A 20,560-nucleotide genomic window follows, 5' to 3' on the forward strand; every position below is an offset into this window, starting at 1 on the left:
GGTGCTAGACGGCGGCGCGAAGATCCACTGCGGGGCTCAGGTCCGCCGGGGACAGCGGCAGGTAGTAGGCGGAGTGGTAGCGCGTGCGGTCTCCGGTCACCACCCAGGCTGACCCCTTGCGGACGCGAAAGCGCTTGGTCAGGACCGTCCGGTCGTGCTGGATCAGGTGGGCCAGGACATCAGCCATGATGCCCTCGTGCGTGCACAGGACCGTACCCGTCCCGCGGGTCCCGGCCACAAGGTCCAGTGTGGCCGCCACGCTGCCGCCGGCCAGGTGCTCCGAGCGCTCGACTTCGAGGGATTCCCGACGTGCCAGTTCGGCGACCGTTTCGACGCAGCGGATCGATGGTGCGGAGACGATGCGTTCGATTTCAAACAAGGCTCCGAGCGTGGCGAGCGACCTGGCAGCCTGCTCGCCGCCCGGCGCCAGCGGCCGGCTGCCTGCTGCCGGGTCCCACTCGTCCCGTTTCGTCATATCGGCCCCGCGTACCAGCAGCAGCATTTTCTCCCGCCTAGGCGCCGGACTGATGCCCAGCTCCAGCTGGAGCCGGCTGCCCAAGGCGATGATGGCGGGCCTGTCCCGCGGTTCTGTCACCGTGCGCAAGGCCGCCGGCAGCGGCAGCCACCGGACGGCGTCGACCTCGTCATTGGGAGTGAAGCGGCCTGACCCCGCCGCGGCAGCCCAATAGCGGATGGTCTTGGTTCTGTGCCTGCTGTCCTCGTAGCGGATGCTGGGCAGTTCCGCGCCCACACGGCAGTGCAGGCCCGTTTCCTCCCGCACCTCGCGTTCCGCGCACTCCCGGCCGGTTTCCCCCGGGTCCGCCTTGCCCTTGGGGATGGACCAGTCGCCGTGGGCCGGACGGTGGATCAGGAGCACTTCAAGGGCGCCCTTCTTTCCGATCCGCCAGGGCAGCGCACCGTACGTCGGGGGCTTCGTCCTGCTCATGCGCTCGTCTCCGTCTGAAGGCTGCCGATTTCCGCAGGAACCAGGGTGAGCGCCGGGGTGTCCTTGGCTTGCTGCAGACTGTCCAGCCGGCTGTAGAGGCCGCCGGCCGCGGCGAGTTCGCCGTGCCTGCCGCTTTCCACGATCCGCCCCTTGTCCAGCACGTAGATCCGGTCGGCCCGTTTCAGCGTCGAGAGCCGGTGCGCGATGACGATCACGGTGCGCCCTGCCATGAGCCGGTCGAGGCCGCGCATGACGTACTGCTCAGAGATGGCGTCCAGGCCGGATGTTGGCTCATCGAGGATGACGATGGGTGTGTCGCGGACCAGCGCGCGGGCGATGGCGATGCGCTGACGCTGGCCGCCGGAGAGGGTGACGCCCCGCTCGGCCACCGGGGTGTCGTACCCCAGGGGCAGGTTGCGGACGAACTCGTCCACGTGGGCTGCCTCAGCCGCGGCCAGGACCTGTTCCCGGCTGACGCCCTCCGAGCCGTAGGCGATGTTGTCGTAGATGGTCCCGCGGAACAGGATGGATTCCTGCAGCACGATGGATATCTGCCGGCGCACCGTGGCCACCTGCAGGTCCCGCACATCGATGCCGTCAAGCAGTACTTCCCCCTCGGCCGCATCGTAGAGCCGCGGTATCAGGCTGACGAGGGATGACTTGCCGGCGCCGGTCGGGCCAGTGATCGCCAGCACGCTGCCAGGCTCCGCCTTGAGGTCGATTCCGTGCAGCACATGCCGGTCGCCCTGGTAGCCGAAGCTCACCGAGCGCAGTTCCACGGCGCCGGCCAGCCGCGGGGCCGGCCGGGCACCGGGCAGGTCCGAGATGGCCGGCGCGGTGTCCAGGATTTCCTGGATGCGCTCTGCGCTGGCCTGGCCGCGGCTGATGACGGTGGTCAGCTTGGCCAGCGACTTCATGGGGGAGTACAGGGCCTTGAGATAGGCGAGGAAAACGAGCAGCAGGCCCAGCGTCAGGGTCCCGTCCAGCACCCGCTGGGCGCCGATCCACAGGACCAGCACCGTGCCCAGGGTCGCGATGATGTCAACGAGCGGCGAGAACATGGACTGCAGCCGGATAACCCGCAGGCCGGCGTCACGCCGACCGTCATTGCGGGTGCGGAAGTCCTCCTCGTGGCGGGCCTCGCTCGTGTAGGTCTGCATCACCCGGACCGAGGCGAACGTCTCCGACATCGCCGCCGCGATGTCGCTGTCCCGGCTGCGGGCCTCCTTTGACGCGCCCTTGATACGGCGCCGGTAGAACAGCACGGTGACGAACAGCAGCGGCGACACCGCGAGGCCGATCAGTGCAAAGGTCGGGTCGATCAGTACGCAGATCGTGATCACAAAACCCAGGATGAAAACATTGGGCAGCAGCACGGACAGGATCGACACCATGAGGGCACGCACGTAGTCGACGTCTGTGGTGGTGCGGGTCACGAGGTCGCCCAGCCGCTGCTTGTCGTGGAAGGCCAAAGACAGCCGCTGCAGATGGGTGAAGACGTCCGCCCGGATCGTGGCCATGGCCCTCTCACCGACGCCGTTGAGCAGGCGGGTGCCAAGATAGTCCGCCCCCGCGTTCAGCACTGTCATGGCGAGCAAGGCCGACGCGGCGAGCAGAAGCAGCTGGAGCTGGCTCATGCCGGCCAGGCCCAGGAAGGGGGGCATCTCATGAAGCTGGGACTTGCCCGTCGGCTGCAGCACGTCGTCGACGATGACTTTCATGGGCCACGGGAGGGCAACTTCCACGGCGGCAACGAACACCACCAGGAGCGCGCCGCCTGCCAGCGCCCAGGCATGTGGGGCTATTGCCCCGCGGAACCGCCAAAAGGTCTGAAACATCTTTCCCCCTAAGAACCCGGCGGTCGCGGGCATCGCCCGAACGCTGTGCGTTGGGCGGTGCTCTGAGACCGTCCAGGGATAATCCCTGGTCAGGCTCACTATTTCCTACAGAGCTTTGGGAAAGCCCTCCCGGAGCTTGGGGAAAACCTGTGGCATTTTGGATTACGACGGCGGTTGCAGCGTTTGGGGGGCTTACATCCGGGCTGTCTCGGACTACCGTTTGCATGTAGAGGCAGTTTCAGCCCGCACGGCAGCAAAGGAGTCGCCATGGGTGAGGTGTGGATCCGGACGATCAGCCACAGCCTGGTGCGGGCCGACAGGGTCACGGAGATTGCCTCATCCCGCGGATCGGTGCATGAGGAGCGCGGATATTCGATCAGGGCGGTGGCCGAGGGCAGGGCCTATATTCTCGTCGACAACAGCGACCTCGAGGGCACGGCGAAAGCCAGATTCGGGCATGCCCGGCGCATGCAGGCGGCATTGCTGCTCGCCTTGGACGCGGCAAGCAGTGCCGCCGCGTCCGTGGTGATCAGTTATGAACAGGACGGGGAACGCTGGGTCCTCACCCCGGCGTCGGACATTGCGGGTGAACCGATGCCGGCAGTACCGATGGCGAAGAGCACCTAACGCGCCGTCACTCGCCCGTGCGAGCCACCCCGTTGGCATCCTCCGGGCCCACGAAGTCGCAGGATCCCTGGTGGCGTTCGGGCAGGATGCAGGTCCGGCCGGTGGCCAGGTGCACATTGCCGCAGCGGCCTGCCATGGCGACGTCTTCGCGGACATGGAAGCTTCTGAGATCGGGCCGTTCCCCGCCGCTGACCGGGAGAACGGAGGGTACTGGCCTGCTGTCGTCGTCGGAACTATTCATGCCTACAGAACTCCTCGTCGAGTGGCTGTCCCCGAGACGCAAGGCCAGTCGTGCGGATCCAAGGGCTCCAGTCTCCCGCCGCGGGATTAACGGCGGGTTACGGGGCTGTTAGATCCGTTTGGCTATCTTGCCTCCGCCCCGGGCTGCCCGGGTCCATTACCCGAGGAGATCGTCCACGTAGCACCACCGCCAGTCCTCGCCCGGTTCGATGCTGCGCATGACAGGGTGTCCGGTGGCCTTGAAATGCCGGGACGCGTGGGTGGCGGGAGAGGAGTCACAGCAGGCCACATTCCCGCACTCCAGGCACATCCGCAGGTGGACCGTGGCTGTTCCTTCGCGGACACAGGCCTCGCAGCGTGCGTCGCCGGGAACCTCGGGATCGCGGGCGGCCTCGAGATGCTCGCAGTCGCCGCCCGGCCGGGCGAGGGCGCGGGAACCGGAAACGTCGGCCTCCTCGATGACGGCGTCCAGCATCGACTCTTCGACGTCGAGCCGCTCCAGGACATTGCTGAGCACTTCGTGGGCGTAGTTCCCGCCGCTTCTGAGTTCGAGGACCTTCGCCCGCTCGGCCTCGAGCATGGCGAGCCGCAGCTGGGCATAGCGCTGGCTGGGAGTGGCGGCTTCCGCCGTCGGCCGTCCCAGGCGTTCCCACGCTGCCAGGCCGCGCTCCAGTGTCCTCCGCTTGAGCATGGCCACCACCTCCGGAGGATCGTCGTCGGTCCGGAGTTCGTGCAGCCGCTCCACTCCAGCCGCCGTGGCCTGCTGCGTCAGCGAGGCCTGGGCCAGCGCGTCCTCGCCCGGATCGGGACCCTGCACACGGAGCAGCCGCACCAGGGCGGGCAGCGTGAACCCTTGCAGCACCAGGGTGCCGCCCACCACCACCATCGCCGCCAGGATCAGGACGGTGCGGTGCTCCAGGTCCTCGGGCAGCGTGAGGGCTGCGGCGAGCGTCACCACGCCGCGCATGCCGGCCCACGAGATGATGGCCGGGTACTGCCAGGGTGGTGCTGGGTCCTTCCGGGCGACGGCCGGGATAAGCCTGGGCAGGTAGGTCGCCGGAAAGACCCAGACCGGCCGCAGCAGCAGCACGGCCAGCAGGATCACCGCACACCCACCCCAGATTCTGGCGGTGCCCAGCGAATCGTCCTGGACGCCCTCGATGACGGTCCGCACCTGCAGGCCGATAAGGAGGAACACCGAATTTTCCAGCAGGAACTGCACCGTCTCCCAGTTGCTCCGCTGGCTCTGCCGGGCGGCCCCGCTGGGCATGGAGGGTGCTTTTGTGCCCATGATCAGGCCGGTCACCACTACGGCCAGGACACCGGACGCGTGGATCGCCTCCGCCGGCAGGTACGCCACGAAGGGTGCCATCAGCGACGTCGAGGTATTGATGGCAACGTTGCGGATCCGCCGGCGCAGCTGGGTGAGGACGTAGGCTGCCGCCAGGCCCACCACAAGCCCGCCGCCGGCGGCCAGCAGGAAGTCGGCGCCGATCTCCAGCACGGAAACGGCTCCTGCCAGGGCGGCGACCGCTGCACGCAGGCACACCAGGGCGGTTGCGTCGTTGACCAACGATTCGCCCTCCAGGATGCTGACGATCCTGCGCGGCATCCCCACCTTGCGTGCAATGGCCGTGGCGGCCACCGCATCCGGCGGAGCCACCACGGCAGCGAGCGCGATGGCCGCGGCGAGCGGTATCTCCGGGAACAGCCACCAGACCACGAGGCCCACCACGATGGTGCCGAAGATGACGTAGCCCACCGAGAGCAGCCCGATGGCCCGCCGGTTGGAGCGGAAGTCATACAGCGACGTCTGCAGGGCGGCGGCATACAGGAGCGGTGGCAGCAGCCCCACGAGCACCAGTTCAGGGTTGAGGTCGACGCGGGGCACGAACGGGAGGAAGGACCCGGCCACCCCGGCGAGCACCAGGAGCAGCGGGACCGGCACATCAAGCTTGCGGCCCAGCGCGCTGACCGCGCACACCACGGCGGTGAGCGCCAGCAACCCCAGGGCGACGTCCATGCGGCTATTCTCTCAGCCGCCGCGGACTGCCCGACGGCGGGCGGGGACGTCCGTCAGGATGTCTCCGTCCGCTTGGGCGCAGGTTCGACGACGTCGTCGGCACCTTCGGCCGGATCCTGCGAATGCATGCGGATGTCGGTGGGGTCTGCCGTTTCATCCCCTTCGGCGGGGGCTTCGCTGTGGATGCGCTGCAGCGCCTCCGGGTTCTCGCTCATGACTGCCGCTCCTCTGTTGCGGTTGTGTGCTGTGGGCCATCGCTTAACGTTCATCTAGCTACCGCACCAGTCAGCCTGTCAAGGACTGCCCCTGTGCTCTGGCCGGGGATGCTGTTCTGTGTTGAACTGTTGGGGTTGCACCCGAAATGCCCCCGCGGCTGCCAGCCGCAGCACCGCCCTTAGCACCGTCTACCCAGCCGGTCCGCGCCGGCTGTTGGGAAGGAACACCACTATGGCAACGCACAAGATCGGCTATTTCGTAGGGAGCCTGGCCAGCGGCTCCATCAACCGGACCCTCTCCAAGGCCCTCATCAAGCTCGCCCCCGGGGACCTCGAGTTCACCGAGATCCCCATCAAGGACCTGCCCCTGTACAGCTACGACTACGACGCCGACTTCCCGCCCGAAGGCCGGGCGCTCAAGGAAGCCATCGAAGGCTCCGACGGCATCCTCTTTGTCTCGCCGGAATACAACCGGTCCATCCCCGGTGCCCTGAAGAACGCCATCGACTGGGGTTCCCGCCCCTGGGGCACCAACTCGTTCGCCCGCAAGCCCACCGGCATCATCGGCGCCTCGCCCGGGAGCATCGGCACGGCGGTGATGCAGTCCTCCATGCGCGCCGTGCTGAGCTTCCTCGACGCCCCGCAGCTGAACGCCCCGGAGGCCTACCTGAAGTTCAACCCCGACGTATTCGGCAGCGACGGCGAGGTCAAGGACGAATCCACCGCGGCCTTCCTGCGCCACTACATGGAGGAGTATGGCGCCTTCGTCCAGCGGGTCCTGGCGGCAAACGCACCGGGCCACATCGGTGACCCGGTACCCGACACCCAGAAGCTCTCCCGCTAGGCCAGCCCACTCATCCAAGCCCTCCTCTTCCCGAGTTTTTGTACAGATAATGGCCGCTCGAGGGCCCCGAAGCCCCATTATCTGTACAAAAACTCCTAGAAGGAGGGGTCCTAGAGGGGGAGGGGGACGAGGCCGCCGAGGTTGCGGTACTTTTCGAGCCGCTGCGGGAGGAGCTCGGCCACCCCGGCGGCCGAGAGCGCGGCCAGCTCGTACTCGATCGCCTGCCCCAGTCGCTGGCAGAACGCCCTGCCTTCGAGGGCGGCGTCGCCGCGTTCGTCCACGATGTGCTCCACCATGCCGTGGGCATAGAGAGAGGCGACGTTGACGCCCTGCGCCTCGGACATGGCAGGGGCGAACTCGGTGCTGCGGTGCACGATGGCGCTGGCCCCTTCGGGCGGAAGCGGTGACAGCCAGGCGTGCTGTGCAGCGATGGTGCGGTCGGCCGGAAACAGTGCCAGGGCACCGCCGCCGGTGCCCTGGCCCATCAGCACGGAAACCGTGGGGGAGTTGAGTCCGATGAGGTCATGGAGTGACCGTGCGATTTCGCCGGCCAGGCCGCCCTCCTCCGCCTCCTTGGACAGCGCCGCGCCGCCGGTGTCGATCACCGTCACCAAGGGAAGCCCGAGCTCCTCGGCCAGCCGCATGCCGCGCCGGGCTTCACGCAGGGACGCCGGGCCCATCGCGGTCTGCTGCGAGGGCCGGGGCCGGGTGTGCCCGATTACCACGCAGGACTTTTGCCCGAAGCGGGCCAGCGCCAGCAGCAGCCCCGGGTCCTTTTCGCCCTGGCCGGTGCCGTTGAGCGGAAGCACGTCACGGGCCCCATAGGCCAGCAGCTGCCGCAGGTCCGGCCGGCGCGGGTTCCGGGAGATTTCGATCGACGCCCAGGCCCCGGCGTCGGACGGTTTCACGGACAACGTCCGCGGCGGCCGGACCCGCGCAGGCGGGCCGGCGACCAGGATACTCAGGGCGCGGTCGACGACGTCGGACAGCTGCCAGGGCGGGACCACCGCGTCCACGAGTCCCTTGTCGAAGAGGTTCTCGGCCACCTGGACGTTCTCCGGAAAAGGGGAACCGTACAGCGCCTCGTAGACCCGCGGCCCCAGGAAACCGAGGAGGGCGCCCGGCTCGGCCACGGTGATGTGCCCGAGGGAGCCCCAGGAGGCCATGACGCCGCCGGTGGTGGGATGCCGGAGGTAGACGAGGTAAGGCAGGCCGGCCTGCCGGTGCGCCCGTACGGCGGCGCTGATCTTCACCATGGACAGGAACGCGATGGTGCCCTCCTGCATGCGCGTGCCGCCCGACGCCGGTCCGGCCAGGAGGGGAAGCCCCTCCCGGGTGGCACGTTCGACGGCGTTCACGATCCGTTCCGCTGCGGCGAGGCCGATGGAGCCGGCCAGGAAACGGAACTCGCTGACAATGACGGCCACCCGCCGGCCGCGGATAAGGCCTTCACCGGTGAGGACGGACTCGTCCACGCCGGTCTTCTCCCGGGCCGCAGCCAGTTCCTTCCTGTACTCGGGGCTGGGGTCGGGATCTTCCACAGGGGAGTCCCAGGAGCGGTACGAGCCGGGGTCGAGGACGGCAGCGATGAGTTCGGTGGCGTCCAGGTGCCGGACCTTCTGGGCTGCACTCATGCTCAGCGGCCCTCCCCGGCGGCGCCGGCGACGCTGGCGGCGCCGACGCCAGCAGCGGCGTCGGCCGGGACAAGTCCGAGCCATTGCCTGATCTGCTCGCCGTCCTGGTCCAGCAGCGGCGGAGCAGTGTGGGCCTTGAGCGTGGTTTCCCCGGTGTCCGCGGCGCTGAAGAAGCGCAGCGGCGGCCCCGGCAGGGTGACGTTCCCGAGGATCTTGTGGTCGACGTCGATCACCAGGCCTTGCGAATGGACCTGTTCCCATTCGTAGACCTCGTCCAGGGTGCGGACCCTGCCTGCCGGGATTCCGGCGTCGTTCAGCATGGCGAGCAGCGGCTCCGCCTCGTACCCGGCGAACGCGCGTTCGACCTCCTCGATGACCTTTTCCCGGTTCCGGACGCGTTCGGCGTTGGATGCGAACTCCGGACGGTCAGCGTCAATGCCGAACGCCGAGGCAAACGTGCGCCACAGTTTCTCGCTGCCCACGCTGATCTGCACGCGGCCCTGCCGGCAGTGGAACAGGCCGTAGGGTGCGATGGACGGGTGGTGGTTGCCTTGGGCCTGGGGCACCTCGCCGGCTACGGTGGCGCGCGTGCCCTGGAACGCGTGCACACCGATCAAGGCGGCAAGCAGGGAGGTCCGCACGATCTGCCCCTGTCCCGTCCGTTCGCGTTGCAGCAGCGCCGCGAGCGTGCCGAACGCCCCGTACATGCCGGAGAGGAGGTCCGCGATGGGCACACCAACACGCTGGGGGTCGTCCGGGCCGGAGCCGGTCAGGGACATCAGCCCGGCCTCACCCTGCAGGATCTGGTCGTAGCCGCTGCGGCGCGACTCCGGTCCGTCATGCCCGAAACCGGTGATGGACAGGACCACCAGCGAAGGGTTCAGCGCGTGCATCTCCGCGGCGGAGAACCCGAGCCGGTCCAGCACGCCGGGGCGGAAGTTTTCAATAACGACGTCGGCGCGTTCCAGCAGTTCGCGCAGAACCGTCCGCCCGTCGTCGCTCTTCAGGTCCAGGGCGATGGACTCCTTGTTGCGGTTGCAGGAGAGGAAGTACGTGGCCTGGGGATCGTCCTCGGGGCCGACGAACGGCGGCCCCCAGCCGCGCGTATCGTCTCCGGTGCCGGGATTCTCAACCTTGATGACCCGGGCGCCGAGGTCCGCGAGCATCATGCCGGCATGCGGTCCGGCCAGGGCCCGGCTCAGGTCCACCACAAGGTAACCGGCGAGGGGGCCTTCGGGCTGGGGCGTGGATTCATGGCTCATGCTGGGTGTTCCTTCTCTTGCTTGGAGGGGCTGCTCGTGGTGTTCCGGCCGGCTACATCCAGCCGGGGAGCACCATGACCAGCCAGGCGATGGCAGGGCCGGCGATGACGACGATGCCGCTGTAGGCGAGGATCTGCTTGTAGAACTTGTCCTTGTCCACGTCCTCCGGGGCGTTGGCCAGAACCAGCGCTCCGTTGGTGGAGAACGGCGAGACGTCCACGATCGTGGCGGCGACGGCCAGGGCGGCGATCACGCCGACGGCACCGATTTCGCCGGTGGACAGGAACGGGACGGCCAGCGGGATGAGCGCGGCCAGGATGGCGGTGGAGGAGGCGAAGGCCGAGACCACGGCGCCGATGTAGCAGATCAGCAGGGCTGCGAGCAGCGGCATCCCGAGGTGGGCGACGCCATCGGACACGAACTTGATGGTGCCGGCTTCCTCGAGGACGCCCACGAAGGTGAGCATGCCGCAGATGAGCAGGACGGTGGACCAGCTGATCTTGTTCACGGCGCCCTTCTGGGCGGCGGGCGAGACGAGGGCCAGGACCATGGCGATGGTGATGGAGACGAACCCGACGTCCACCTTGAAACCGAGCGAGATGACGGCGAGCGCGATCAGGCCGGCAATGGTGACCAGCTGCGGAATGGTGCCGCGGGCACCGGCGGCCTCGGCCGTTGCTGACGGGGAGGCTGAAGAGGAGCCGGAGGTTCCCTTGCGGGCTACACCGGAGGGCGAGATGTCGGAACCGGAGCCCTGCAGGGTGACACCGGCGGCGCGGGCGCCGACGCTGACGGCCATCCTGGACTCGGCGGCCTGTTCCACGAGCCGGCCGGTCTTGGTGAACAGCAGTTTGCTGCCGCCCAGGACGATGAAGAGCACTACGGCGATGGCGAGGTTGAAGATAAAGCTGGCGAGGAAGATCGCCATGGGGCTGGCTTCGAGGTCCGTCTTGGCGATAATGCCGTTGACGGTGACGCCGTAGACGGCGATCGGGGAGAAGCCGCCCGCCTGCGCCCCGTGGATCACCATCATGCCCATCATGAGGGGGTTGATCTTGTGCTTCGCGGCGAAGCTCAGTGCGATCGGCGCGATGATTGCGACGGCGGCGGGGGACAGGGCGCCGACGGCGGTAATGACCGCCGTGATGGCGAACATGACCCAAGGGATGAGCGCCACCTTGCTGCCCACCAGCCGGACTGCGCCGCGGACCAGCAGGTCGATGGTTCCGTTGTTCTGGGCGATCGCGAAGAGGTAGGTGACACCGACGATCGTCAGGAACAGGCCGCCGGGAAAGTTGGCAAGAATGTCGCTGGTGGACATGCCGAGGACCACGGAGCCCAGCAGGAACGCCCCTACGAAAGCCAGGGCGCCCATGTTGAGAGGCAGCACCGTGGCCAGCAGGAACATCACCGCCAGGATGATGATGGACAGGACAGGAGCGGACATCGTTGTTCCTCCGGGATGAGAGTTGATGTGATGTGGCTTACAAAAGCTCACTGGCCTAGCCTCCTAGACACTAGGTGACTTTGTCAATATTCCTCCGCTAAGCTGATTCAAGAACGCCGGAAGGATGGGAATGCCCAGGAAGACCGCAACGCAACAGATTTCCCGCGTCGCCCGCCCCCGCCTCTACGAGCAGCTCGTAGAGCAGTTGATGGACTTCATCGAGTCCGCGCAGCTGGGGCCCGGCGACACCCTGCCGGCAGAGCGGGACCTGGCCGAACGGCTGGGCGTCTCGCGGGCCACGCTGGCCCAGGCACTGGTGGCCCTGGAGGTCCTCGGCGTCATTGACGTCCAGCACGGCACCGGCGCGGTCCTTGTCTACCGTCCCAACGTTCCCTCCGTGCTCAAGGGACTTCGGGAACACCGGAGCCGTCTTCCCGAAATTGTCGAAGCCCGCAGCACGCTCGAGGTCAAGCTGGCCGAGCTTGCTGCGGAGCGGCGCACCGACGAGGACATGCAGGCGATCGACAAGGCGCTTGACGTCATGGCGGAGGAGGTGGCCTCTGGCGCGAAGGGGGCCCACGGCGACGAACTGTTCCACCAGTCCATCACCGCCGCGGCGCACTCCGGCGTGCTGGCCCAGCTCATGTCCTTCATTGCCGAGATGATCCTCGAAACGCGGCTCGAGTCGCTGGGGCAGCCCGGCCGGCCGGAGCAGTCGCTGGCGTCCCACCGCAAGATCGCGGACGCCATCAGGGCCCAGGATTCGGAGGCCGCCGCGGCGGCGATGCTGGACCACATCACCCTCGTATCCGACGTCGCCCTGCTGAAGTAAGCCGTGAAGCCGTTTCTGCTGCTCGCCTCGCGGGCCGAGGACGTCGCCGCGGAGGACGAATACGAGGCATACCTGCGCTTTGGCGGACTGGAGCCGGACCAGCTGAAGCGGATCCGGCTGGAGCGCGCGCCGCTGCCGGAGCTGGACCTCGATGACTATTCCGGCATCATCGTGGGCGGCAGCCCGTTCACCTCGAGCGACCCTCCCGAAAAGAAGAGCGAGGCCCAGCACCGCGTCGAGCGCGAACTGTCGGGGCTGCTGGATTTGATCGTGGCGGAGGATTTCCCGTTCCTGGGCGCCTGCTACGGGGTTGGCACCCTCGGCCTGCACCAGGGCGCCGTGATCGACCGGACCTACGGCGAGCAGCTGGGCGGGGTGACCATCAGCCTGAGCCCGGAGGGCCTGCAGGATCCGCTGCTGGCCGGACTTCCCGCGCAGTTCACCGCCTTCACCGGCCATAAGGAAGGGTGCACGGTGCTTCCCGCGCACGCAGTGCTGCTGGCGAGTTCCGCGGCCTGCCCCGTGCACATGTTCCGGATCAAGCAGAACCTGTACGCCACGCAGTTCCACCCCGAGCTCGACGCCGAGGGCCTCGTGACCAGGATCGACATCTACCGCCACGCCGGATACTTTCCGCCGGAATCCGCCGAGGAGCTGATGGCGGAGGCGCGGACCTTCACCGCCACCGAACCGATGAAGATCCTGCGGAACTTTGTGAAGATCTACGGCAGGTAAGTGCAGCGGTACGGAAACGGTTGCCCATTGACTTCGGCCTGCGGAGGTCTACGGTTGAACTACGTCAACATTGACCTGTTGCGTGCGTGTGCGGCGAAGGGGTAGCCACACCAAGAATATGCGGCTGCAGCACGGTCACGCCTCGGCGGCAGCCAGCTTTTCGCCAGCGTGGCGCTTCTCCCGAAGCCGCCTTCTTGATTTCAGGTCTCAACCAAATCCGCAGGTACCGTCCATGACCGCTAATTTCATTACAGCCCTTGCCGTCAAGTCCTTCGATGAACCGGATAAGAAGAGGTGCCCGGACAAGGCCGAGGTGGACCTGGTCAGCGTCAACGACTTCTCCGTTGCCCGCCTGATCCTCGCCCCCGGCTGGCGCTGGTCCGAATGCACCAAGCCCACGGAACAGACTCCCTTCTGCCTGCACAACCACCTCGGGTTCTGCCTGTCCGGTGTCATGGAGGTGGAATCGCCCGAGGGTGCCCGCTCCGTCATCCGCGCCAACGACACCTACGCGATTCCGCCGGGGCACGATGAATGGGTGGTGGGTTCCGAGCCTTTCGTGGCCGTCGAATTCCTCGGCGCGGCCTCCTTCGGGCGTCCGGTCAGCCGCGGCCTGCACGCCAGGATCTGAGCGGATCAAATCTGAACCGCAGCATCGAAGGCGCCGGCATTTGGGCCGGCGTGCCCTTGCCGCGCGGCCCCTTGTTGGACGGGGATGGCATATTGGCACGGCGTTCCGGAAGGGCTAACGTCACTCCCATGTGATGCCGGTCCAGCTGAGGAGTCGCCACCATGGCCATCATTGATAACGCCGTGTACGTGGCCGGACGCCGGACGGCTGATCCGGAAGGGCTGGAGGAGACTTACTTCCTGCTGCGGCAGCGGGAGGGAATGGCCTGGATCGGGCTCTACCGCCCGGATCCCCACGAGCTGCGGTCGGTGGCCGACGAGTTCGACCTCAGCCCCCTGGCGGTCGAGGACGCGCTCACTGGGCACCAGCGCGCCAAGCTTGAGCACTACGGCGAAACGCTCTTTCTTGTCCTGCGCCCGGCACGGTATCTCGACGACGTCGAAAAGGTGGAGTTCGGCGAAATCCATGTCTTTGCCGGCCCGGATTTCGTGGTCACCGTCCGCCGCGCGGAGTCACCGGACCTCGCGCGGGTGCGCCGCCGCATGGAATCCCAGCCGGAGTTCCTGGCCCTGGGCCCCGACGCCGTGCTGTACGCCATCCTGGACCAGGTGGTTGACGAGTATGAGCCTGTTGCGGCCGGACTGGAAAACGACATCGACGAGATCGAGGACGAACTGTTCGGCGCGGACCCGGAGGTGTCCCGCCGCATCTACGAGCTGTCCCGCCAGGTCATCACCGTGCAGCGAGCCACCGGGCCGCTGGCGGGAATCCTGCAGGCCTTGATCACCGGAACACCGGACCACCACCCCGGTCCGGAGCTCCAGGACCACCTCCGCGATGTGCTGGACCACGTCCTGCGGCTCAACGACCGGATCGCGTCCTTCCGGGCGCTGCTGCAGAATGCGCTCGCAGTCAATGCAGCCCTGGTGGCCCAGCGCCAGAATGACGAGATGCGGCGCCTCACCGAGTCCAGCTTCGCGCAGAGCGAGCAGGTCAAGAGAATCTCGTCCTGGGCGGCCATTCTCTTTGCGCCCACGCTCATCGGCACCATCTACGGGATGAACTTCCATACGATGCCTGAGCTCGACTGGATCTTCGGCTACCCCATGGCGCTGGGGCTGATGATCGGCATGGGGCTGATCCTGTACGCCACCTTCAAGCGCAACAACTGGATCTAGGCCTGTCCCGTCGGCCTGCCCTGCCAGCCGGCCAAGAAGGGAGGAAAGCTCAGGATTACGCCGGTTTTTCCGCAGGAGCCGAAGCTTCATCGAAGCTTCGGTGCAGCTGCGGCCCGGCACAGGGGCGCGGAAAATACACTGGATACAGCCTTCCACCGGCTCTCCCCGCTGGCCCTCAGCTTTCGAAGGAACCCCAAAATTCGCGCTTCGTCTGTTCTCCGTCCTGTTCTGGCCTCGCTGCTGCTGACAAGCCTTGCGGCAGCATTCGCCGGAGTCTCGCCGGGCACTGCCGCCGCAGGCACTGCCGCCACGGAAACCACGGCGGCAGCGCCAGCAGCTCCCGCCCGCTACATTGTGCGCTACTCCGCGGGGACCGACGTATCCTCGGCCGTTCGGAACCTGCGCTCGAGGAACATCGCCGTCGGACGCACCTTCGCCAAGGCCATCCGTGGCGCAGTGGTAACGGCCACGCCGGGACAGGCCGCGGAACTGAAGCGTTCGGCGGGCGTTGCCGCCGTCGAACCCGATGCCCCGGTGACGGCCGCCGATACCCAGCAGTCCGCACCGTGGGGTCTGGACCGCATTGACCAGCGCGCCCTGCCGCTTTCCGGGACCTACACATCGGCGGCGTCAGACGCCGGAGTGAGCGCCTATGTCATTGACTCCGGCGTGCTGTCTGCGCACGCGGAGTTTGGCGGCCGCGTCGCGCAGGGATGGACCGCGATTTCCGACGGGCTGGGCACCGGGGACTGCAACGGCCACGGCACGCACGTTGCCGGCACCATCGCGGGGAAGACCTACGGCGTGGCCAAGGCGGCCACAGTGGTCCCCGTCCGTGTGCTGGACTGCAGCGGTTCGGGCTTCAACTCGGACGTCATCGCCGGGCTGGAGTGGGTGGCTGCCAACCACCAGGCCGGAACCCCGGCAGTGGCCAACCTGAGCCTCGGCAGCACCGCAAGCGCCATGGTGGACGCCGCGGTGCAGGGCATCATCAACGACGGCGTCACCGCAGTAGTTGCCGCCGGGAACTCCACCGCCGACGCCTGCAACAGCTCCCCGGCCCGCGTTTCCGGCGCGCTGACCGTCGCCGCGAGCGACTCCGCGGACAAGCAGGCGGCGTTCTCCAACTACGGCAGCTGCGTTGACCTGTACGCGCCGGGCGTGGGCATCAAGTCCGCCTCTCCCAGCTCAACCACGGCCACAGCCCTGATGAGCGGCACCTCGATGGCATCACCGCACGTGGCAGGCGCCGCAGCCGTGATGCTGTCCCGGTCGCCGGGCCTGCTCCCGGCGGACGTGGCGGCGAAGATGCTTTCCGCGGCCACCCCGGGTGCTATTTCCGCCGCCACCGCGGGGACACCAAACCGCCTGCTGTTCACCGACCCCGCCGTCGCGGCCCTCACCGCGCCGGCCGTGACGGCGCTCAGTCCGGCAGCCAACTCCTCCGGCGCCGCCGTGGGAGCCAACGTCACCGCCACCTTCAACGCCGCCGTCCAGGGCCTGAGCAATTCCACCTTCGTCCTCCGGAACGCCGCAGGAGCAACAGTGCCGGCTACCGTCAGCTACGACGCCGCCACGCACACGGCAACACTGAACCCTGAGGGCCTGCTGGGTGCCTCGCAGAAGTACGCGGCGACGCTGACCGGCGGGGCCTCGGCCATCCGGGACTCCGCAGGGACCCCCTTCGTGACGGGCAGCTGGTCCTTCACCACCGCCGCGGCCCCCACCGTCACGGCACGCACGCCCGGGGTGAGCGGCACCGCTGTTGCCGCCGGCAGCAACGTCACGGCCACTTTTAGCACCGCGGTGCAGGGCATCAGCGGAAGCAGCTTCGTGCTGCGCGGCCCGGGCGGCACCGCGGTCCCGGCGGCCGTCACCTACAGTGCAACCACCCGGACCGCCACACTGGACCCCTCGGCCAACCTCGCCAACGACGCCACCTACACGGCGACGCTGACCGGCGGACCAGCCGCCATCCGCGACGCCGCGGGCACGCCATTGGCCACCACCAGCTGGACATTCACCACCGGCCCGGCCCCGGTCATCACGGCCATGACGCCGCGTCCGGGCGCCACGCTGGTGCGGCGCGCCAACAACATCGCGGTGACCTTCAGCGAGGCCATCCAGGGAGCAAGCACCGGAACCGTCACGATGAAGAACACCACTACCGGCCTCAAGATGGCGGCAACTGTTTCCCGCAACGGCACCACGAACCAGTGGATCCTGAACCCGTCGGCAACGCTGGCCGCGCGGACCAGTTACACGGTCAGCGTGACCGGCGGAACCGCGGCGGTGCGCGACCTGGCCGGCAACCCGCTGAAGTCCGCCGGCTGGACGTTCACCACCGGTTCCCTCTGAGCTCCAGTAACTCCTGGCCAAAACAGAGGCCGACGACGGCACCCGGGTGCCGCCGTCGGCCTCCTGTTCAGCTAGTGAATCGGATACTCAGGAAAGCAGCGAACTGCTAGTAGCGTCCGTTGGGGACGTAGATGGTTGCGACCGGGCTCTTGTCAAAGTCTGACCACTTTGCCCACTTGCCGTACCTGTCCTTCTTCTCCACCCGGATCTTGACGTAGTGGAAGACCTTCTCGTACTTGTCGTGGCGGTCCTTGTCGTAGACCTTCACGACGTTGACGACGGACTCATGCTTGTGGACCCACACGTTTCCGTAATCCTTGCCGATCTGGTCAGCCTTCCACTTGCCGTCCTTTTGGAACATCTTTTGTTCGAAGTGGACCTTGGCATCTTTGTCGCAGCGGATCTTGAACTCGAATTCGACCTTGACGAACTTGCGCTCGCCCTTCTTGTAGCCGCCCTTGTCCTTATCGTGGACCTTTGGCTTCAGCGCCTTGACGGTACAGTCAGCACTCTTGGAGTCTGCCGCAGCCGGAGTGGCCATGGCGATGGGGCCTGCAAGCAGACCAAGCGAAACGGTGGAAACCAACGCGATCCGGGCCGAGCGGCGGGACGGTGTTGGCGGCGTCATACTCATTGTTACTCCCGCGAGGTGTGTTCGGGCATCGCTGGCCGATCACGTGACGCGTGGAGACCCATCAACCACTTCTGTCCGCTTTACGATCGTCCACCCGGACTTGCCGGGTGGGCCTGGAGCCGGATTCATTTTCAAGGAATGTCCTTGGATCCGGTGTTTCAAATTGTACGCCCGGAAGTGCGTGTCAACACTTACTTTCAGATATTGTCAACCCGAGGTGGTTGTTTACGGGCGGCCAGGGAGCCTCGTCCGAGGGCGTCCGACGGCGGTAGGCACCGCCGTCGGACGTCTTCTTTTTGCGCCGGGCTACTTGTCCAGGAAGCTGAGCAGGGCCTCGTTGACTTCTGCCCCGTGGGTCCAGAGCAGGCCGTGCGGGGCACCGTCGATCTCCACGTAGTCAGCCTCTGGAAGGGCCTTGGTGAACTCCCGGCCGGTGGCGTCAATCGGCAGGATGTTGTCCGCCGTGCCGTGCACGATCAGTGAAGGGACGTCGATCTTCGGGATGTCGCCGCGGAAGTCGGTGATCCACGTGGGCTGGGCGGCCACCGAGGCGAACGCGCCGGAGCCGGCGGCGAGGTTCCAGCTGGCCCTGACCGACTCCTCGCTGAGCCGGGGCGTGCCCAGGAAGGTGTCGCTGTTGTAGAAGTTCTTGAAGAACTCGGTGAAGAAGGCGTAGCGGTCCGCTTTGACTGCCTCGGCGAGGCCGTCGAAGACGGACTGCGGCACTCCGGTGGGGTTGTCGTCGGTCTGCAGGAGGTAGGGCTCCAGGGATCCCAGGAAGGCGGCCTTGGCCACGCGTGCTGACCCGAACGTGGAGAGGTACCGCGCCACCTCGCCGGTTCCCATCGAGAAGCCCACCAGCACCGCGTCGTTGAGGTCCAGGGTTGTGAGGACGGTGTTGAGGTCGCCTGCGAAGGTGTCGTAGTCATAGCCGGTGGTGGGTTTGCTGGACTTGCCGAAGCCGCGGCGGTCGTATGTGATGACGCGGTAGCCGGCATCGAGCAGGGCGGCCGTCTGCTTCTCCCAGGACGAACCGTCCAGGGGATAGCCGTGGATGAGGACAACAGCCTGTCCGGTTCCGTGGTCTTCGTAGTAGAGCTCGATGTCGGTGCTGTTTTCCTGTCCAACGGTGATGTAAGCCATGTCAGCATTCCCTTCGGTCTCGTGAGAACGGACGTCCTCAAGCGGTGGTACCAACCTATCGGGATCGCGGGCCGGTGCGCGCGGCCTGTCACAGGGCGTAGCCTGCAGGAATGGCAGCGGAGACGGGGATGTTGTGCAGGGCATGAAACGAATTGGCTTCCTGTCCTTCGGCCACTGGGGCCCGGTGCAGGGTTCCCGCACCCGGACGGCGCGCGATGCGCTCCTGCAGGGGATAGAGCTGGCCGTGGCCGCGGAGGAGCTGGGCATCGACGGTGCGTTTTTCCGCGTACACCATTTCGCGCGCCAGCAGGCGTCGCCGTTTCCGCTGCTCGCGGCCGCCGCGGCCCGCACCAGCCGCATTGAGCTCGGCACCGGCGTCATCGACATGCGCTACGAGAATCCGCTCTACATGGCGGAGGAGGCGGCGGCCACGGACCTTATCAGCGGCGGCCGGCTCCAGCTTGGCATCAGCCGCGGCTCACCTGAGTCCGCACGGAACGGCGCGGCGGCGTTCGGGTATGTGCCGCGGGAGGGCGAGACGGATGCCGACATGGCGCGCAGGCACGCCGAGGAGTTCCGGCGGGCCATCGCCGGAGCCGGCGTCGTGGAGGCCGACCCGCGGTACGCCGGAGGGGCCACCGGGCTGCTGGCCGTCCAGCCCCGCTCCGAGGGTCTGCCCGAGCGGATCTGGTGGGGCGCCGGGACCCGGAAGACGGCGGTCTGGGCGGCCGAGCGCGGTATGAACCTGATGAGTTCCACGCTGCTAACCGAGGACACCGGGGTGCCGTTCCACGAGCTCCAGGCTGAGCAGATCGCCCTGTTCCGTGCGGCATGGGCGGCGGCCGGGCACGGCCGCGAGCCGCGGGTTTCGGTCAGCCGCAGCGTCCTTCCGCTGGCCGACGACGAGGACCGGCGGTACTTCGGACTGAGTGCCCTTCGCGAGGGCCGGGACCAGGTGGGCGCCCTCGACGGCACCCTGGCACGCTTCGGCAAGAGCTACATCGGTGAGCCGGACGTCATCGCCGGGGAGCTCGCCGCCGACGCCGCGGTGCAGGCGGCGGACACGCTCCTGCTCACCGTCCCCAACCAGCTCGGCGTGGAGTACAACGCCAAGCTGCTGGCAGCCATCGCCCGGCACGTTGCGCCGTCCCTGGGATGGGCGCCGCGGGATGTGCCGGAGCGGGCTTAGGCTACTGGCATCGGAGGGTTCCTCCCGGAAGGGCGGTTGCCATGGACAGGAATCACGTTCCCACTGGCCAGAATCACGACGGCGGCCGGGGTCACGAGGGCGGCCGGGGCGCCCGGCGCTTGGCTGCGGTCCTGCTGGTGTCCGGCGTCGTGGTGTCCTTCGCCGCCGGCGCCCTGCATCCCGAGGGGGCGACTGCGAACGACCATGCTGCCGCGTTCGCCGAGTACGCCCGAAGCGAGGTGTGGATCGGTGTGCACCTGGGGCAGTTCGCGGGCATGTCAGCCCTCATCACCGGGCTGCTGGTGCTTGCATCCGTGGCCGGCCGCCTGCCCGGACGCACCGCCTGGGCGGCGCGGCTTGGCAGCTGGGCGGCCGTCGCCGCGCTGGCGCTCTACGGCGCACTGCAGGCGGTCGACGGGGTGGCGCTGAAGCATTCCGTGGATGCCTGGGCTGGCGCTGAAGGGGCGCAGAAGGCCGCTCGTTTTGCGGCTGCGGAGGACATGCGCTGGCTGGAGTGGGGGATGCGCAGCTACCAAAGCTTCGTACTGGGTGCGGCCCTCATCCTGGTTGCCGTCGCGGTGGGCAGCTCGCCCGGGTTCCCCCGGCCCGTGGGTTATCTCATGGGACTGTCCGGGGCCGCGTATCTGGCCCAGGGCTGGATCATCGGAACCGAAGGCTTCTCGGGCAGCAACACGGTGCCCACGCTGGCCGGCATCGCGCTCATCCTGGTCTGGACCCTCTGGCTTCTGGCAAGCTCGCTGCGGCGAACCTAGGTGTGCCTAGA

Annotated in this window: 19 protein-coding genes; 9 read left to right on the plus strand and 10 right to left on the minus strand. The window is 67.5% G+C overall.

Going from position 1 to position 20,560, the window contains the following annotated elements; translation table 11 throughout:
- Positions 1 to 4: 4 nt before the first annotated feature.
- Both AC57BR_RS18555 and AC57BR_RS18560 read right to left on the minus strand, forming a co-directional pair.
- Positions 5 to 946 carry an NUDIX hydrolase gene (locus AC57BR_RS18555; protein WP_496363203.1) on the minus strand — a complete coding sequence of 314 codons (942 nt, stop codon included), beginning with the start codon at positions 944 to 946 and terminating at the stop codon, positions 5 to 7.
- Entirely contained in the window at positions 943 to 2,784 is a 1,842-nt protein-coding gene (locus AC57BR_RS18560) for an ABC transporter ATP-binding protein (protein WP_496363205.1), read from the minus strand. The genes AC57BR_RS18555 and AC57BR_RS18560 overlap by 4 nt, the downstream gene beginning before the upstream one ends.
- A gap of 267 nt (positions 2,785 to 3,051) precedes the next feature.
- On the opposite strand from AC57BR_RS18560, the gene AC57BR_RS18565 reads away from it, so the two are divergent.
- Complete coding sequence (locus AC57BR_RS18565; RefSeq protein ID WP_496363207.1) at positions 3,052 to 3,411, plus strand: hypothetical protein; 360 nt, start codon at positions 3,052 to 3,054, stop codon at positions 3,409 to 3,411.
- Positions 3,412 to 3,418: 7 nt separating this feature from the next.
- On the opposite strand, the gene AC57BR_RS18570 is transcribed toward AC57BR_RS18565, so the two are convergent.
- From AC57BR_RS18570 to AC57BR_RS18580, 3 genes are all read right to left on the minus strand, one after another.
- On the minus strand, positions 3,419 to 3,652 hold the full coding sequence (locus AC57BR_RS18570) for a hypothetical protein (protein ID WP_496363358.1): 234 nt from the start codon (positions 3,650 to 3,652) through the stop codon (positions 3,419 to 3,421).
- Between the two features lie 156 nt (positions 3,653 to 3,808).
- Positions 3,809 to 5,674, minus strand: a complete 1,866-nt coding sequence (locus AC57BR_RS18575) for a Na+/H+ antiporter (RefSeq protein WP_496363209.1) — start codon at positions 5,672 to 5,674, stop codon at positions 3,809 to 3,811.
- 53 nt (positions 5,675 to 5,727) lie between these two features.
- Positions 5,728 to 5,889 carry a hypothetical protein gene (locus tag AC57BR_RS18580; protein WP_496363211.1) on the minus strand — a complete coding sequence of 54 codons (162 nt, stop codon included), beginning with the start codon at positions 5,887 to 5,889 and terminating at the stop codon, positions 5,728 to 5,730.
- A gap of 232 nt (positions 5,890 to 6,121) precedes the next feature.
- Between AC57BR_RS18580 and AC57BR_RS18585 the strand changes: the two genes are divergently transcribed.
- Complete coding sequence (locus AC57BR_RS18585) at positions 6,122 to 6,733, plus strand: NADPH-dependent FMN reductase (protein ID WP_496363213.1); 612 nt, start codon at positions 6,122 to 6,124, stop codon at positions 6,731 to 6,733.
- A gap of 110 nt (positions 6,734 to 6,843) precedes the next feature.
- Here the strand turns inward: AC57BR_RS18585 and AC57BR_RS18590 are convergent, their stop codons facing one another.
- From AC57BR_RS18590 to AC57BR_RS18600, 3 genes are read right to left on the minus strand one after another with little or no spacing between them, the layout of a single operon-like run.
- On the minus strand, positions 6,844 to 8,367 hold the full coding sequence (locus AC57BR_RS18590; RefSeq protein WP_496363215.1) for a carboxyl transferase domain-containing protein: 1,524 nt from the start codon (positions 8,365 to 8,367) through the stop codon (positions 6,844 to 6,846).
- Between the two features lie 2 nt (positions 8,368 to 8,369).
- Complete coding sequence (locus AC57BR_RS18595; protein ID WP_496363217.1) at positions 8,370 to 9,629, minus strand: CaiB/BaiF CoA transferase family protein; 1,260 nt, start codon at positions 9,627 to 9,629, stop codon at positions 8,370 to 8,372.
- Between the two features lie 52 nt (positions 9,630 to 9,681).
- Positions 9,682 to 11,076: an SLC13 family permease gene (locus tag AC57BR_RS18600; RefSeq protein WP_496363219.1), complete on the minus strand. Its 1,395-nt coding sequence runs from the start codon at positions 11,074 to 11,076 to the stop codon at positions 9,682 to 9,684.
- Between the two features lie 130 nt (positions 11,077 to 11,206).
- Between AC57BR_RS18600 and AC57BR_RS18605 the strand changes: the two genes are divergently transcribed.
- The 5 genes from AC57BR_RS18605 (at position 11,207) to AC57BR_RS18625 (ending at position 16,810) form a co-directional block, all read left to right on the plus strand.
- Entirely contained in the window at positions 11,207 to 11,908 is a 702-nt protein-coding gene (locus AC57BR_RS18605; RefSeq protein WP_496363221.1) for a FadR/GntR family transcriptional regulator, read from the plus strand.
- Positions 11,909 to 11,911: 3 nt separating this feature from the next.
- Positions 11,912 to 12,643 (plus strand): glutamine amidotransferase, encoded by a 732-nt coding sequence (locus tag AC57BR_RS18610; RefSeq protein WP_496363223.1) that lies wholly within the window; start codon positions 11,912 to 11,914, stop codon positions 12,641 to 12,643.
- Positions 12,644 to 12,875: 232 nt separating this feature from the next.
- Positions 12,876 to 13,274 (plus strand): cupin domain-containing protein, encoded by a 399-nt coding sequence (locus AC57BR_RS18615; RefSeq protein ID WP_496363225.1) that lies wholly within the window; start codon positions 12,876 to 12,878, stop codon positions 13,272 to 13,274.
- A gap of 161 nt (positions 13,275 to 13,435) precedes the next feature.
- A complete protein-coding gene (locus AC57BR_RS18620) occupies positions 13,436 to 14,452 on the plus strand; it encodes a magnesium and cobalt transport protein CorA (RefSeq protein ID WP_496363227.1) in 1,017 nt (338 codons plus the stop codon).
- A gap of 354 nt (positions 14,453 to 14,806) precedes the next feature.
- Complete coding sequence (locus AC57BR_RS18625) at positions 14,807 to 16,810, plus strand: Ig-like domain-containing protein (protein WP_496363229.1); 2,004 nt, start codon at positions 14,807 to 14,809, stop codon at positions 16,808 to 16,810.
- Between the two features lie 106 nt (positions 16,811 to 16,916).
- Here AC57BR_RS18625 and AC57BR_RS18630 read toward each other — a convergent pair whose 3' ends face one another.
- Together AC57BR_RS18630 and AC57BR_RS18635 are read right to left on the minus strand one after the other, a co-directional pair.
- Positions 16,917 to 17,444: a hypothetical protein gene (locus tag AC57BR_RS18630; RefSeq protein WP_496363231.1), complete on the minus strand. Its 528-nt coding sequence runs from the start codon at positions 17,442 to 17,444 to the stop codon at positions 16,917 to 16,919.
- Between the two features lie 306 nt (positions 17,445 to 17,750).
- Positions 17,751 to 18,587, minus strand: coding sequence for an alpha/beta fold hydrolase (locus tag AC57BR_RS18635; protein ID WP_496363233.1), 837 nt, complete (start codon positions 18,585 to 18,587; stop codon positions 17,751 to 17,753).
- A 142-nt stretch (positions 18,588 to 18,729) separates the two neighbouring features.
- On the opposite strand from AC57BR_RS18635, the gene AC57BR_RS18640 reads away from it, so the two are divergent.
- Together AC57BR_RS18640 and AC57BR_RS18645 are read left to right on the plus strand one after the other, a co-directional pair.
- Entirely contained in the window at positions 18,730 to 19,776 is a 1,047-nt protein-coding gene (locus AC57BR_RS18640; RefSeq protein WP_496363235.1) for an LLM class flavin-dependent oxidoreductase, read from the plus strand.
- 41 nt (positions 19,777 to 19,817) lie between these two features.
- Positions 19,818 to 20,549: a hypothetical protein gene (locus AC57BR_RS18645; RefSeq protein WP_496363237.1), complete on the plus strand. Its 732-nt coding sequence runs from the start codon at positions 19,818 to 19,820 to the stop codon at positions 20,547 to 20,549.
- The last annotated feature ends 11 nt before the right edge of the window (positions 20,550 to 20,560 follow it).

Source organism: Arthrobacter sp. BGA-UO-ETr-C19 (genome assembly GCF_059568005.1).

Excerpts from the sequence above, each read along its gene's own strand:
- AC57BR_RS18645 (WP_496363237.1), top strand. The coding sequence starts at position 19,818 with ATGGACAGGAATCACGTTCCCACTGGCCAGAATCACGACGGCGGCCGG.
- AC57BR_RS18630 (WP_496363231.1), bottom strand. The coding sequence starts at position 17,444 with ATGAGTATGACGCCGCCAACACCGTCCCGCCGCTCGGCCCGGATCGCG.
- AC57BR_RS18565 (WP_496363207.1), top strand. The coding sequence starts at position 3,052 with ATGGGTGAGGTGTGGATCCGGACGATCAGCCACAGCCTGGTGCGGGCC.
- AC57BR_RS18615 (WP_496363225.1), top strand. The coding sequence starts at position 12,876 with ATGACCGCTAATTTCATTACAGCCCTTGCCGTCAAGTCCTTCGATGAA.
- AC57BR_RS18640 (WP_496363235.1), top strand. The coding sequence starts at position 18,730 with ATGAAACGAATTGGCTTCCTGTCCTTCGGCCACTGGGGCCCGGTGCAG.
- AC57BR_RS18570 (WP_496363358.1), bottom strand. The coding sequence starts at position 3,652 with ATGAATAGTTCCGACGACGACAGCAGGCCAGTACCCTCCGTTCTCCCG.
- AC57BR_RS18575 (WP_496363209.1), bottom strand. The coding sequence starts at position 5,674 with ATGGACGTCGCCCTGGGGTTGCTGGCGCTCACCGCCGTGGTGTGCGCG.
- AC57BR_RS18585 (WP_496363213.1), top strand. The coding sequence starts at position 6,122 with ATGGCAACGCACAAGATCGGCTATTTCGTAGGGAGCCTGGCCAGCGGC.
- AC57BR_RS18580 (WP_496363211.1), bottom strand. The coding sequence starts at position 5,889 with ATGAGCGAGAACCCGGAGGCGCTGCAGCGCATCCACAGCGAAGCCCCC.
- AC57BR_RS18635 (WP_496363233.1), bottom strand. The coding sequence starts at position 18,587 with ATGGCTTACATCACCGTTGGACAGGAAAACAGCACCGACATCGAGCTC.
- AC57BR_RS18560 (WP_496363205.1), bottom strand. The coding sequence starts at position 2,784 with ATGTTTCAGACCTTTTGGCGGTTCCGCGGGGCAATAGCCCCACATGCC.
- AC57BR_RS18590 (WP_496363215.1), bottom strand. The coding sequence starts at position 8,367 with ATGAGTGCAGCCCAGAAGGTCCGGCACCTGGACGCCACCGAACTCATC.
- AC57BR_RS18600 (WP_496363219.1), bottom strand. The coding sequence starts at position 11,076 with ATGTCCGCTCCTGTCCTGTCCATCATCATCCTGGCGGTGATGTTCCTG.
- AC57BR_RS18605 (WP_496363221.1), top strand. The coding sequence starts at position 11,207 with ATGCCCAGGAAGACCGCAACGCAACAGATTTCCCGCGTCGCCCGCCCC.
- AC57BR_RS18595 (WP_496363217.1), bottom strand. The coding sequence starts at position 9,629 with ATGAGCCATGAATCCACGCCCCAGCCCGAAGGCCCCCTCGCCGGTTAC.
- AC57BR_RS18555 (WP_496363203.1), bottom strand. The coding sequence starts at position 946 with ATGAGCAGGACGAAGCCCCCGACGTACGGTGCGCTGCCCTGGCGGATC.
- AC57BR_RS18620 (WP_496363227.1), top strand. The coding sequence starts at position 13,436 with ATGGCCATCATTGATAACGCCGTGTACGTGGCCGGACGCCGGACGGCT.